The sequence below is a fragment of the Hydrogenophaga sp. genome (assembly GCF_050250835.1).
GTDB lineage: Bacteria > Pseudomonadota > Gammaproteobacteria > Burkholderiales > Burkholderiaceae_C > Hydrogenophaga.
In genome coordinates this window covers 1-11,413 of sequence record NZ_JBFWNX010000010.1, presented here as the reverse complement: position 1 = coordinate 11,413, position 11,413 = coordinate 1, and the positions used below count along the sequence as shown (strand labels likewise).

General features: G+C 59.4%; 12 protein-coding genes and 1 pseudogene. 5 read left to right on the top strand and 8 right to left on the bottom strand.

The window, feature by feature from the left end; genetic code table 11:
• Positions 1–59: 59 nt before the first annotated feature.
• The 4 genes and pseudogenes from AB7F11_RS13350 to AB7F11_RS13335 form a co-directional block, all read left to right on the top strand.
• A complete protein-coding gene (locus tag AB7F11_RS13350) occupies positions 60–515 on the top strand; it encodes a bacteriohemerythrin (RefSeq protein WP_428300760.1) in 456 nt (151 codons plus the stop codon).
• A gap of 21 nt (positions 516–536) precedes the next feature.
• The gene (gene nadC / locus AB7F11_RS13345) at positions 537–1,385 is read left to right on the top strand and encodes a carboxylating nicotinate-nucleotide diphosphorylase (RefSeq protein WP_428300759.1); all 849 of its coding nucleotides are present in this window, start codon (positions 537–539) and stop codon (positions 1,383–1,385) included.
• Between the two features lie 140 nt (positions 1,386–1,525).
• A complete protein-coding gene (locus tag AB7F11_RS13340; RefSeq protein ID WP_428300758.1) occupies positions 1,526–1,825 on the top strand; it encodes a LysR family transcriptional regulator in 300 nt (99 codons plus the stop codon).
• 237 nt (positions 1,826–2,062) lie between these two features.
• A pseudogene (locus tag AB7F11_RS13335) lies at positions 2,063–2,752 on the top strand (transposase); the annotation flags it as partial.
• Positions 2,753–2,757: 5 nt separating this feature from the next.
• Here AB7F11_RS13335 and AB7F11_RS13330 read toward each other — a convergent pair.
• The 7 genes from AB7F11_RS13330 to AB7F11_RS13300 all read right to left on the bottom strand — a co-directional run bounded on the left by AB7F11_RS13330 (position 2,758) and on the right by AB7F11_RS13300 (position 9,645).
• Positions 2,758–3,309 (bottom strand): hemerythrin domain-containing protein, encoded by a 552-nt coding sequence (locus AB7F11_RS13330; protein ID WP_428300757.1) that lies wholly within the window; start codon positions 3,307–3,309, stop codon positions 2,758–2,760.
• 62 nt (positions 3,310–3,371) lie between these two features.
• Positions 3,372–4,883, bottom strand: coding sequence for a tripartite tricarboxylate transporter permease (locus tag AB7F11_RS13325; protein ID WP_428300756.1), 1,512 nt, complete (start codon positions 4,881–4,883; stop codon positions 3,372–3,374).
• 18 nt (positions 4,884–4,901) lie between these two features.
• The gene (locus AB7F11_RS13320) at positions 4,902–5,390 is read right to left on the bottom strand and encodes a tripartite tricarboxylate transporter TctB family protein (RefSeq protein ID WP_428300755.1); all 489 of its coding nucleotides are present in this window, start codon (positions 5,388–5,390) and stop codon (positions 4,902–4,904) included.
• Between the two features lie 194 nt (positions 5,391–5,584).
• Entirely contained in the window at positions 5,585–6,559 is a 975-nt protein-coding gene (locus AB7F11_RS13315; protein ID WP_428300754.1) for a PDR/VanB family oxidoreductase, read from the bottom strand.
• A gap of 3 nt (positions 6,560–6,562) precedes the next feature.
• Positions 6,563–7,342, bottom strand: coding sequence for an SDR family NAD(P)-dependent oxidoreductase (locus tag AB7F11_RS13310; protein ID WP_428300753.1), 780 nt, complete (start codon positions 7,340–7,342; stop codon positions 6,563–6,565).
• A 6-nt stretch (positions 7,343–7,348) separates the two neighbouring features.
• Entirely contained in the window at positions 7,349–8,329 is a 981-nt protein-coding gene (locus AB7F11_RS13305) for a Bug family tripartite tricarboxylate transporter substrate binding protein (RefSeq protein WP_428300752.1), read from the bottom strand.
• A gap of 41 nt (positions 8,330–8,370) precedes the next feature.
• A complete protein-coding gene (locus AB7F11_RS13300) occupies positions 8,371–9,645 on the bottom strand; it encodes a Rieske 2Fe-2S domain-containing protein (RefSeq protein ID WP_428300751.1) in 1,275 nt (424 codons plus the stop codon).
• Positions 9,646–9,794: 149 nt separating this feature from the next.
• Here AB7F11_RS13300 and AB7F11_RS13295 point away from each other — a divergent pair, with 149 nt between their 5' ends.
• Complete coding sequence (locus AB7F11_RS13295) at positions 9,795–10,574, top strand: IclR family transcriptional regulator (RefSeq protein WP_428300750.1); 780 nt, start codon at positions 9,795–9,797, stop codon at positions 10,572–10,574.
• A gap of 192 nt (positions 10,575–10,766) precedes the next feature.
• Here AB7F11_RS13295 and AB7F11_RS13290 read toward each other — a convergent pair.
• The coding region (locus AB7F11_RS13290) for an FAD-binding oxidoreductase (protein WP_428300749.1) at positions 10,767–11,413 on the bottom strand (647 nt) is incomplete at its 5' end.

Genomic DNA, 11,413 nt, shown 5'->3' with positions numbered 1-11,413 from the left:
CAATGTGTGCGGCAGTACCACGTAAGGCTGAAGAAGAAACCAGACGACAGGAGTGCTCAATGAATGCATCAATTAGTTGGAGTGATGGCTATCTTCTCGGATTCAATCCGATGGACCAAGTACACCAAGAGTTTGTTGAATTTGTGGCCGCTTTGCAGCAAGCCGCAGATTCTGACTTGGATAGAGTGTTGGGGGTTTTGCTTCAACACTGCCAGGCGCACTTTGAACAGGAAGATCGCTGGATGCTTGAAAGCAATTTTCCTGCCAGTGAGTGCCATATTAACGAACATGCAGCCGTCTTGAAGTCTATTCATGAGGTCAAGCAGCAGTTGGCGATCGGCAATGTGGCCGTTTGTCGGCAATTGGGGAATGAGCTTGCTGCCTGGTTTCCAGGGCACGCAGATTACCTTGACTCTGCCTTGGCGCATTGGATGTGCAAGCGAACCTTGGGTGGAAAACCCGTCATCTTGCGGCGCAACATCAAAAGCACCGAGCTTCCCATCGATTCTGTTTGAGTTAACTGGATTTATTTTCTGATGAATACCTTTGAAGAACAAGTTCGCGAAGATGTCGAGCGCGCATTGAGGGAAGACGTGGGTACAGGTGACCTGACGGCCGCCTTGGTGCCTGCGGATCGCCAGGCACGGGCCACCATTATTTGCCGAGACTCTGCCGTGATCTGCGGACGCCCGTGGGTTACAGAGGTACTTAGACAGGTGGCGCCAGGCTCACGGGCCACCTGGCTGCTGAGCGATGGTGATCGATGCGAAGCCGGCCAGAAAATTGTGGAAATCGAAGGTAAAGCGCGCGAGTTGCTGACGGCTGAACGCACATGCCTCAACTGGATGCAAACACTCAGCGCCGTGGCGACTAAGACAGCGGCCCATGTCAAGGCGGTCGAGGGAACTGCAGCGAGTGTTCTCGACACGAGAAAAACCATTCCTGGTCTGCGTGCCGCCGAAAAGTACGCCGTTCGCTGTGGCGGAGGAAAAAACCACAGGATGGGGCTCTTTGATGCGATCTTGATCAAAGAAAACCATATTGCAGCAGCAGGGAGCCTCACTGCTGCATTCAAGGCCGCGCAGGAAACAACTTCACCCGTCTCATTCATCCAAGTCGAGGTGGAGACTATCCGTCAATTGGAGGAGGCTCTGACCGCGGGAGTGACGATGGTGTTGTTGGACAACATGTCCCTTGTTGATATCAGGACGGCGGTGGAAATGGCCGGCGGTCGCTGTAGCCTCGAAATTTCGGGAGGGGTCACGTATGAAAACTTGCGTGAATACGCTGAAACAGGCGTGGACCGGATTTCTGTTGGAGCCTTGATTAAGGATGTTAAGGCTGTTGATTTTTCAATGAGATTTCAAGAGAAGCCTGTCGAGTGATTTTATTGTGGTTCCATTTTTGATTTTCTATTGGCATGTTTGATGGCTTTTCGTGTTTGACGGTTTTTGAGTGCTGAAAAAGATCATTTGGTTTTTAATTTAATTGTAGTCGCGTCTTCTTCGTAAGAGCTTCCATCGATATGGCTGGAATGAAAACTTTTTTGGTGTTCGATGATCTTCGGATTTTTGTTGTGGCAGCAAAGCTTGGCAGCCTTTCCAAGGCGGCCGAGTACCTTGAGATTGCACAACCGGCTTTGAGCAGACGTCTTAAGAGATTGGAGCTTCGAATCGGGGCTGAGCTTATGACGCGTAGTGCGAGGGGGGTTTTTCTGACCAATCATGGAAGCAGGCTTTTCTCTAAGGTTCATGGGTTGGTCGATGGCATCACAGAGGTTGAGCGGAATTTTGTGCTGCAAGTGGGTTTGCAGGCAGATGATTAGAGGTCTTGATTTGATTTCATCTTCTACATAGTCGCCCCTGAAGAGCCCTCAGAACCCGCATGAACGCTGGCCCGCTGGGGTGGCCTCGGGAGCGCAGAACTCCCTGTTTGATTTTCAATAGTCGGCCCTGCGGAACCCCCGGAACCCGCATAAACACTGGCTTACGGAGCGAACTGTAGTGCGCAGAACTCCCAGTTTGATTTCCAATAAGGGCAGTTTTCTGGGAGTTCTGCCGTGATGTTTGCCTGCCCCGCCACCGACGATTTCTTCCGCTCGCGCATCGACCACGTGATCGACCTGCGCCATCCGCTGGCTGTGCTGGCCTCGCGCATGCCCTGGCAGGAGATCGAAGCGCGGGTGGCCCAAGTCTTCTGCCGCAAAGGCCGCGCCGGCGTGGCCATGCCCGACCTGGATCTCTTTGGCGAACAGGTGCAGCGCGCACCAGTGGCCAGCAACGCAGGACGCCCGCGCGTGCCGCTGCGCATCATGATGGCGCTGCTGTACCTCAAGCACGCCTTCAACGAGTCGGACGAAGGCGTTGTGGCGCGCTGGGCCGACACGCCGCGCTGGCAGTTCTTCTCGGGCTGTGCCTATTACGCAGATCGCCCGCCCTGCGACGCCACCACGCTGGTCAAGTTCCGCCAGTTGCTGGGCGAAGAAGGTGTGGAGGAGCTGCTGGCGCAGACCATCAACGTGGCCGTCGAGCTCAAGCTGATCAAGGCGCAGGAGCTCAGCCGCGTGATCGTTGACAGCACGGTGCAGCACAAGGCCATTGCCCACCCCACCGACAGCCGTTTGCTGGAGACTGGCCGGGCCAAGCTGGTGGGGGCGGCCAAGGATGTGGGCATCGATCTGAAGCAGACCTTTGCCAAAGAGGGCAAGGAGCTGAACCGCAAGGCCGGGCGATACGCCCACGCCCGCAAGTACTGCATTTAGGAGCCCCGTAAGCCGCGACGAGCTGCACGAATGACGTGGCGTGTGTGTAGAGCGAGTCCAAGCGTCGCCAATTCGGGATCTTTCCGACCAAGGATCTTTTCTGCTAGAGGTAAGAATTCCCCTTCTTCCAGTTTGGCATGTGCCGTGTATTGAATCACGAGTCGTTGAACAGCCGTGTCATCGATTTCGATGAGGTGCCCTTTGGCAAGTTTCACAAGCTTCGGTTCTATACGACTCCACTGGGATTCGATCTCGCGGTGCTCTGCTATAAGTCCGTCTATCATCATCTGCACGATGGACTGCTCCTCACCAGGCTTTGCATTGGCAAGGACTGCAGGAAATAGATCTCTTTCTTCTTCTGCGTGATGATCAAATACAGCGACTCTGAAAAATGCAACGGTATCGTCGGCAATCTTGCGAGCACTTGTTGCAGCCTTAATAAGGTCGGTGATTTGTCCAAATTCATTAAGGTGTGAAATGATTCCTTCATGACAGTTGGAGAAGTTGTTAAGGGGCGAATCGTCATTAGATTTTATGATTTCGGTCATATTGATAGCCTCATGTAGTCATTGCGGGAAACGCAAATATTGCCTCTAGTACTAGGGCACTTTCAGTCCTCAACAAACGCCTCTTCGCGCTTTTTCTTTACAGAGGGCATAAGCACTACGGCGAGGAGGATCGCGGCGACCACCAGCAGGCTGGCGGACAGCGGACGGGTCACAAACACCGACCAGTCGCCACGAGAGATCAGCAGCGCGCGCCGCAGGTATTCCTCCATCATGGGCCCAAGGATCAGGCCCAGCAGCAGCGGCGCGGGTTCGCAGCCGAGCTTGATGAAGCCATAGCCGATCAGGCCGAACAACGCCACCATCCAGATGTCGAAGCTGTTGTTGTTGGTGGAATAAACGCCGATCGCGCAAAACAGCACGATGGCCGGGAAGAGCCACTTGTAGGGCACCGTCAGCAGCTTGATCCAGATGCCGATCAGCGGCAGGTTCAGCACCACCAGCATCAGGTTGCCGATCCACATGGACGCGATCAGACCCCAAAACAGCTCGGGGTTGCTGGTCATGACCTGCGGGCCCGGCTGGATGTTGTGGATGGTCATGGCGCCGACCATCAGTGCCATCACCGCGTTGGGCGGGATGCCCAGGGTCAGCAGCGGGATGAACGAGGTCTGCGAACCAGCGTTGTTGGCCGACTCGGGCGCCGCAACGCCGCGGATGTTGCCCTGGCCGAACGGCACTTCACCCGGCTTGAGCTTGGTCTTCTTCTCGATGGTGTAGGCGGTGAAGGCCGACAGCAACGCCCCACCGCCGGGCAGGATGCCCAGCGCGGACCCGAGGGCCGTGCCACGCAGCACCGCGGGCATCATGTTGCGGAAGTCTTCCTTGGTCGGCATGATGCCTTCGACCTTGCCGGTAAAGACTTCGCGCTTCTCGTCCGGATGCGACAGGTTCTGGATGATTTCACCGTAGCCGAACACACCCATGGCGATGGCCAGGAAGCTGATGCCGTCGGTGAGCTCGGGAATGTCGAAGCTGTAGCGCGCGACGCCGGAGTTGACGTCGGTGCCCACCAGGCCCAGCAGGAGGCCCAGCACGATCATGGAGAGGGCCTTGAGCAGCGATCCGGATGCCAGCACCACGGCGCCGATCAGGCCGACGATCATGAGCGAGAAGTATTCGGCCGGACCAAACTCCAGTGCGAGTTCTGTCAGCGGCGCCGCGAAGCCCGCGAGGATCAGCGTGCCGACGCAACCAGCGAAGAACGAACCCAGGCCAGCGGCGGCAAGGGCAGGGCCTGCCCTGCCCTTGCGTGCCATCTGGTACCCGTCGATCACCGTCACGACCGACGAGGATTCTCCCGGCAGGTTGACCAGGATGGCGGTGGTGGAGCCGCCGTACTGGGCCCCGTAGTAAATGCCGGCCAGCATGATGAGCGCAGCCACGGGCGGCAGACCGTAGGTGGCCGGCAGCAGCATGGCGATGGTGGCCAGCGGGCCGATGCCGGGCAGCACCCCGATCAGCGTGCCCAGCAGGCAGCCGATGAAGGCATAGACGAGGTTCTGCAGGGTGAAGGCAACGCCAAAGCCGAGCGCGAGGTTGTTGATCAGATCCATGTACTAGTCTCCTCGTGTTCAGTTCGCGAGGAACCAGGGCAGGACCGGAAACTGCAGGTTCAGCAGTTTCACGAAAGCGAGGTAGCTACCGGCGGCCAGGATGGCGGCCAGGATCAGCGACTCCTTGAACTTCACGCCTTCGCGGGCGTAGCCGGCCATGATGACCAGGCCGAAGATCGCCACGATCAGGCCAAAGGCCGGCAGGCCGAAGGCGGGAATGCCCACCAGCAGCGCACCGAACAGCAGGTTGGCACCCAGGATGAACACCAGCGGACGCCAGGCGAGCGCGCCGATCTTGTCGCCACCGGGCGGGCCGGACTTGAAGGCGTTGAAGGTGACCAGAACCCCGAGCAAGACCAGGATGAGGCCGAGCATGAAGGGAAAGTAGCCGGGGCCCATTCGGGCGGCATTGCCGATTTCATAGTCCACAGCACCCCAGGCGAACGAGCCGCCTACGGCCATGAACATGAGACCGGACACAAAATCTTTCTGGCTGGCGAAGGCCACAGTACGTCTCCAATTATAGTTAGATGGCTAATAATATTGTTTTGGGAGTGACTTGTCGAGGTGAATTTCCAGTAAAGACCTCCGTGGAGTGGCTTGCAAAGTCACCAGATGGAAAGGCGTGGTTGAGCCTCAGGCTAGCGACCTTGCGTCATCAGCTGAAGACTGAAAAATTGCTGTGAACGAGGTGCTGGACTTCAGGCGTCAAGTACTAGGCAGCCCGAGCGGCAAGATGAGACACAGATCATCATGGACTTGTTGGCCGCGCGTTCCTGTTTGGACAACAGTTGGTCGCGGTGATCGACATCACCAGAGATAACCCTGGTTTCGCACGCTCCACACACGCCTTCGCGGCAACTGTGGTCGGGGTTGAGTCCAGCCTCGATGAGCGCGTCGAGCAAAGGTATGCCGGGTGGCACCTGGACCGTGCGGCCACTCCTGCGCAGTTCTACCGTGTAGCCACTTGCAGGTGTCGCTGTGGGGACCGTCGTGGTAGCAGCAAAGCGCTCTAGGTGTACGTTGTGCTGTCCCAACCGCTCGCAAGCGCGTTCGTAGGCATCGAGCATGGGCCCGGGGCCGCAGCAATAAAAGTGAGCGTCCGGTGGATGGCCGGCGAGCAAGCGTTCAAGGTCTGGCGGTCCGCCTTGCTCGCCGTCGAAATGGCATCGCAGCGAAAGCCGGGTGTCACTTGCACTTGCAATTGCCTCGATTTCGGCCAGAAAGGCCGCCTCGGAACGGCTTCGCGCGCAATAGACGAGGTACGCCTCGCGCCCTAGCGCCGCGAGGCGCTGCAGCATGGCGTAGATCGGTGTGATGCCAATGCCACCGGCCAGTAGCACGCTGTGCCGCGCGTCCTCGTCCAGTCGGAAATGGTTGCGCGGCCCGCCGAGGGTAATCACCTGCCCAACGCGAAGCTGTTCGTGCACGAAACGTGACCCGCCCCGGCTGCGTCGGTCGTTGAGCACCGCCACAACGTAGCGATGTGTGTCCCCCGGGTTGATTAAGGAATAGCTGCGAACCAGACCGTTGCCTAGGTGCAGGTCCACGTGCGCGCCGGCGGCGGCAACGGGAAATGCAGATGCTGGCGTGGTGGGTCGTAGTTCGACACTGATAATGCCCGAGGCTTCGTGGCGCATCTGGAAGACGAGCGCCTGCAGAGTAGTTGTGGCCATGACTTACATGATGTGCAGGCCGCCATCCACCATCAGCGTGGTGCCAGTGATGAACGAGGCCTCGTCGGACGCGAGCCAGAGTATGGGCCAAGCGATCTCGGCGGGGTCGGCCCAGCGGCCGACCAGTGAGGTGTCTTTGCGCTCGGTCCTGAGCTGATCGGCACTCTTGCCGGCACTGCTCGCTCGGCCAAGGTGGAAATCAGTCAACGTCGAACCGGGGCAGATGGCATTGGCGCGGACTCCGCACGGTGCCTCTTCGAAGGCCAGCGTGCGCGTATAGGCCAACTGCGCTGCTTTGGTCGCGTCGTACAGCGCCATGCCCTTGCGGCCAGTGACTGCATAGCACGAGGAGACGTTGACGATGCTGCCGATGCCGGAGTGCCGTAGCGCTGGCAACGCAGCGCGGCAGTAGTTGGACATGCCCACCAAGTTGACATTGACCATGGCCTGCCATTCGGCGGGAGTGGCATCGGCGGCTGCACTGTAGTTGCGCATAGCGGCGTTGTTGACCAGGATGTCCAGCCCGCCCCAGAGCGCGACGCAATGAGCTACCGCCGCGAGCGCGGCGGCCTCGTCAGCCACGTCGGCCCCCACGCACGCTAGTCGTGCGTGGGGCTGCGTCTGTTGGATCAAGGCGCGCGTGCTCTCCAGCGCTTGCGTGTTCGCATCCACCATCAGTACAGCCGCACCTTCGCGGCTGAAAATCGCGGCGGCGGCCGCACCGATGCCAGCGCCAGCGCCGGTGATCAGCGCGGTGCGCCCCGCCAGTCGGTTAGTGTTCATCTCAACTCACTCCACTTTGGCGCCAGTGCTCTTGATGATCTTGCCCCAGCGCCCAATCTCAGTGCCAATCCAGTCGCTGAACTCCTTGGGGCTGCTGGCGATGACCTCGAACTCCATCTCGTGCAACCGCTTCTGCATTTCGGGTGACCTCAGGATGCGAACAATCTCTTCGTTGTACCGGTTGATGATTCCCGGTGGTGTGGCTGGCGGAGCGAGGAAGCCGATCCACGAAGTGGCCTCGAAGTCCTTGAGACCCAACTCGGCGAGTGTTGGAACATCCGGCGTGCTCGGGAAGCGCTTCTTACCAGTGGAGGCCAGCAGCTTGAGACGGCCTTCCTTCGCGAAGCCCTGCACATTGCCGGGTACGAAAAAGCCCGCTTGCACGTTGCCGGCGATCAGATCGGTGACTGCAGGAGCAGCGCCGCGATAGGGGATGTGCGTCATGTGGAAGCCGGCCGCAGACTTCATCATCTCCATGGTCAGGTGCGAAGCACTGCCCATGGCCACGGAACCGTAGGAATACCGGGCAGGCTCAGCCTTGGCTTTGGCGATGAAGTCCTTCACGTCGGTGAAGCCAGCCGCAGGGTTTACCACCAGGTACTGAGGCGCTTTCACGGCCAGTGTGATGGGGGCCAAGTCCTTGGTCGGGTCGTAGGGCATCTTGTCGAACAGCGTGACGTTGATCGCCAGTGGTCCGTTGTAGCCCACCAGCAGCGTATGCCCGTCGGGCACTGCACGCGAGACCTCCAGAGCGCCGATGTTGCCGCCCGCGCCGGGTTTGTTCTCCACCACGAAGGGTTGGCCGAACGTCTTTTGCAGCTCCGGTGCGACCAGACGGGCCAAGACGTCGTTAGTGCTGCCGACGATGGGCACGATGATGCGTACGGGCTTGCTAGGAAGCCAGTTTGGCGTACCCTGAGCCCAGGTTGAAGAGGTCGCCGCTGTTGCGATCAGTGTTACGGCGAAAAGCCTGCGGATGAATGTCATGGGTTGTCTCCGTGTTGTCGTAGGGATGGCAATAGATGTCATCAAAGGCTGAAGACCGGCTTGCTAGTGGCATCGGCTAGGTTATGGCGTGCCCATTCGACGGGGTCCTGGTCTCGGGGCAGGAGCACGCCGGCAGGACGCACGTGTTGCTCGCTGGCGTTCAGCGCCGGCGGTGTGTCGCCTTGCTCTAGGCCCAAAGCCGCTTCGTGCAACATGCGCCGCGCCATCACGATGGCTTTGTCGGTGGGCAACAGCATTTCCGCTTCATGGTCCTGGATGGGGCCCATGCTTTCCTGTAAAGAGTAGTCCTGGGCCGCGAAGCCGAATATGCCGCTGTAGGAACGTTTGTCTTTTTGGGCCTGGCGATCCATGCCGTAGTCGTTGTTCCGGTTGTCTTTGGGGACAAAGCTGCCCTGTGCCTCGTACTCGACGTGAATTCCCTTGCCGGCTTCCATCGCGGCACGCTCTTCGGCCGTGAGCGGTCGATCAGGCTGCCAGTTGATGCTCCAGGCCCAGCAGTTGTGGTCGTCGATCGGCACCCAAACGTGGCCTCCCAGCGCGTGGTTGCCAAATGGTGCGATCAGTGTGAACCAGGGGAACAACCACTGCGTGATGCGCCAGTAGTAGGAGTCGGGCTCGCCCAGCCGACGGCCGAACAGGCTCAGTCCGAAGGGCTGCTTTTCGATCTCGAAGCTCACATTGCCGTCGGCCTTGATGTAGTCCAGCGCCTTGACGCCCTGGTGCATGGGGTCGCCGTCCACCTCGAAGCTGTGCACATATGACACGTGCGCGGTGTCGATGCCGCCTTCCATAGCTTGGAGATAGTTCGAATACTGCAGCCGTTTGGACACAAACACATGCTCGGGTGGCAACGTGCACCACTCAAGTTCAGGCGCAGCAGGCTGTTGGTCGGCCGGACCCATGTAGGTCCAAACGATGCCGCCGCGCTCAATGCAGGGGTAGCCCTTAATGTGCATCCGGGCGCAAGCCTGGGGCGATGACGGCACGTCCACGCACTGGCCCATGCCATCGAACTTGACGCCGTGATAGGCGCAGCGAATGCCGTTTTCCTCGTTGCGGCCGAAGTACAGCGACACACCGCGGTGGGAGCAAAACTCGCTGATCAAGCAGGCCTTGCCGTCGGAGTTGCGGAACGCGAGCAGCTTTTCGCCCAGCAGTTGCACCCGTACCTGTGGGCCATCCGACTCGGCGATCTCGTTCGACATCAGTGCTGGCACCCAGTAGCGGCGCAGCAGGTTGCCCATGCGCGTGCCGGGACCGACGCGGGTAAGCGTTTCAGACATTTCCTTGTTCATTTGGGGTCTCCTAATGGTGTACGTCAGATGAGACGCATGTCCATTATCTGCATCGTTTGATTCATGTCAAAGAAAACGGACAAGATGTCCGTCTGATGGACGTATTTCGTACAATCACCACCTAACAACACAAAGTAGTCGGGACGATCATGAGTAACGAAAGCACCGCCAGTTGGGCTCCAGCAGAGAAATCGGGGGAGGGGGTGCGCTCGGTGGATCGCGCGCTTGACATCCTGCTGGCCTTTCGGGCGGGCGACCGGCAACTGAGCGCAAGCGAACTTTTGCGGCGTGTCGACTTGAGCCGCCCCACCCTTTATCGTCTGCTGAAGACCCTGGAGTTGCGTGGCTTTATAGTGGCTGCGGGCGAGCCGCAGCGCTTCCAACTCGGACCCTCGGTGGCACACCTAGCCCACGTCTGGACCTCAGGCTTAGACTTGGCGGAGTTGTCGCAGCCCATGATGCGCCGCCTGTGGGAGCAGACTGGCGAGACCGTTGCGCTGCTGGTTCACCATGGCCGGGAGCGAGTCTGCGTGGCGGAAATTCCCAGTCCGCAGCCGCTAAGCTTCAAGCGGGGAGTGGGACACAGTGAGAGCGTGATCCTGGGTGCAAGCGGGCGAGCGATCCTAGCCTTTGTAAAGGACGCGGCCAGCTACCTCGACGGTAAAGTGCCGCCCGATCAGCAGCCGGCATACCTTGAAGGACTGGTTCGTATCCGAGAGGCTGGCTACGCCATCAGTCGAGACGAGCTGATCAAGGGCGCGGTGGCCATGGCAGTTCCGTTCAGTACCGCCGCAGGCAAGGTGATTGGGTCCCTTGCAGTCTATGGCCCGAGCGCGCGCTTGGATGACGTGCGCGTGCGGCAGATCGTGGCGTTGTTGCTTGATGCTTCACGCGAACTCTCGGCGAAAGCTGGTGCGGTGACCAGTTGAATTTGCCATAGTGGCGCCGGTTCGGGTGGTGGATAACACCCTGTGTTTCGATGCGAAAGCACGATACTCAATGGGGCCGTAACCGCCAATCAACCTTGGTCAATACCGCTGTTCCCAACTGACGGTCCAATTCCAGGGAGACCTGACTGCCGCGCGCCGATGCTGCGAGCTTCTTCCCTAGCCAAGGCTCGACTACCGAGTTCCAAGGAGTGCCTGGCTGACGAAGGCGTCACTGAAAAATCGTTCTTCCGGCAAGCCCCGCTGCTCGATACAGGCGCGCCGAAGTGCTGCCACCATGGCCGGCGCACCGCAGGCGTAGACGTCATGACCGCTCAGGTCGGCCTGATCCGCGAGTACGGCTTCGTGAACGAGGCCGGTACGGCCTCGCCACGATATGTCATCGCCGATATCGCTGACGACAGGCACATAGCGCAGATCGGGTAGTTGGCCCTGCTGCCACCGGGCGATAACCTCCTGCGCATAGAGGCCTTCGGGCAGGCGCGACCCCCAGTAAAGCGTCAGTGGGCGGCCGATCTTGCGGCGCACCATGTGGTCGATGATCGATTTGAGCGGGGCAAATCCGGTACCGCCCGCCACCATGACCAAGGGGCGCTCGCTGTCCTCGCGCAGCCAGAAATCGCCATGTGGCAATTCGAGCTGCAAGAAGTCGCCAGGTTTGAGGCCTGGCAAGACGTCCATGCTGAAGTGGCCACCGGGCACATGACGGATATGCAACTGCACGCCATCGCTCTCATGCGGCGCATTGGCCATGGAGTAAGAGCGGCGCTGGCCATCGGGCAGGACTACCTGCAGGTACTGACCGGCCAGGAACTTCGCAC

Bases quoted from the DNA above. Each gene is read 5' to 3' on its own strand.
- AB7F11_RS13350 (WP_428300760.1), top strand. From the start codon at position 60: ATGAATGCATCAATTAGTTGGAGTGATGGCTATCTTCTCGGATTCAAT.
- nadC (WP_428300759.1), top strand. From the start codon at position 537: ATGAATACCTTTGAAGAACAAGTTCGCGAAGATGTCGAGCGCGCATTG.
- AB7F11_RS13340 (WP_428300758.1), top strand. From the start codon at position 1,526: ATGGCTGGAATGAAAACTTTTTTGGTGTTCGATGATCTTCGGATTTTT.
- AB7F11_RS13330 (WP_428300757.1), bottom strand. From the start codon at position 3,309: ATGACCGAAATCATAAAATCTAATGACGATTCGCCCCTTAACAACTTC.
- AB7F11_RS13325 (WP_428300756.1), bottom strand. From the start codon at position 4,883: ATGGATCTGATCAACAACCTCGCGCTCGGCTTTGGCGTTGCCTTCACC.
- AB7F11_RS13315 (WP_428300754.1), bottom strand. From the start codon at position 6,559: ATGGCCACAACTACTCTGCAGGCGCTCGTCTTCCAGATGCGCCACGAA.
- AB7F11_RS13310 (WP_428300753.1), bottom strand. From the start codon at position 7,342: ATGAACACTAACCGACTGGCGGGGCGCACCGCGCTGATCACCGGCGCT.
- AB7F11_RS13305 (WP_428300752.1), bottom strand. From the start codon at position 8,329: ATGACATTCATCCGCAGGCTTTTCGCCGTAACACTGATCGCAACAGCG.
- AB7F11_RS13300 (WP_428300751.1), bottom strand. From the start codon at position 9,645: ATGAACAAGGAAATGTCTGAAACGCTTACCCGCGTCGGTCCCGGCACG.
- AB7F11_RS13295 (WP_428300750.1), top strand. From the start codon at position 9,795: ATGAGTAACGAAAGCACCGCCAGTTGGGCTCCAGCAGAGAAATCGGGG.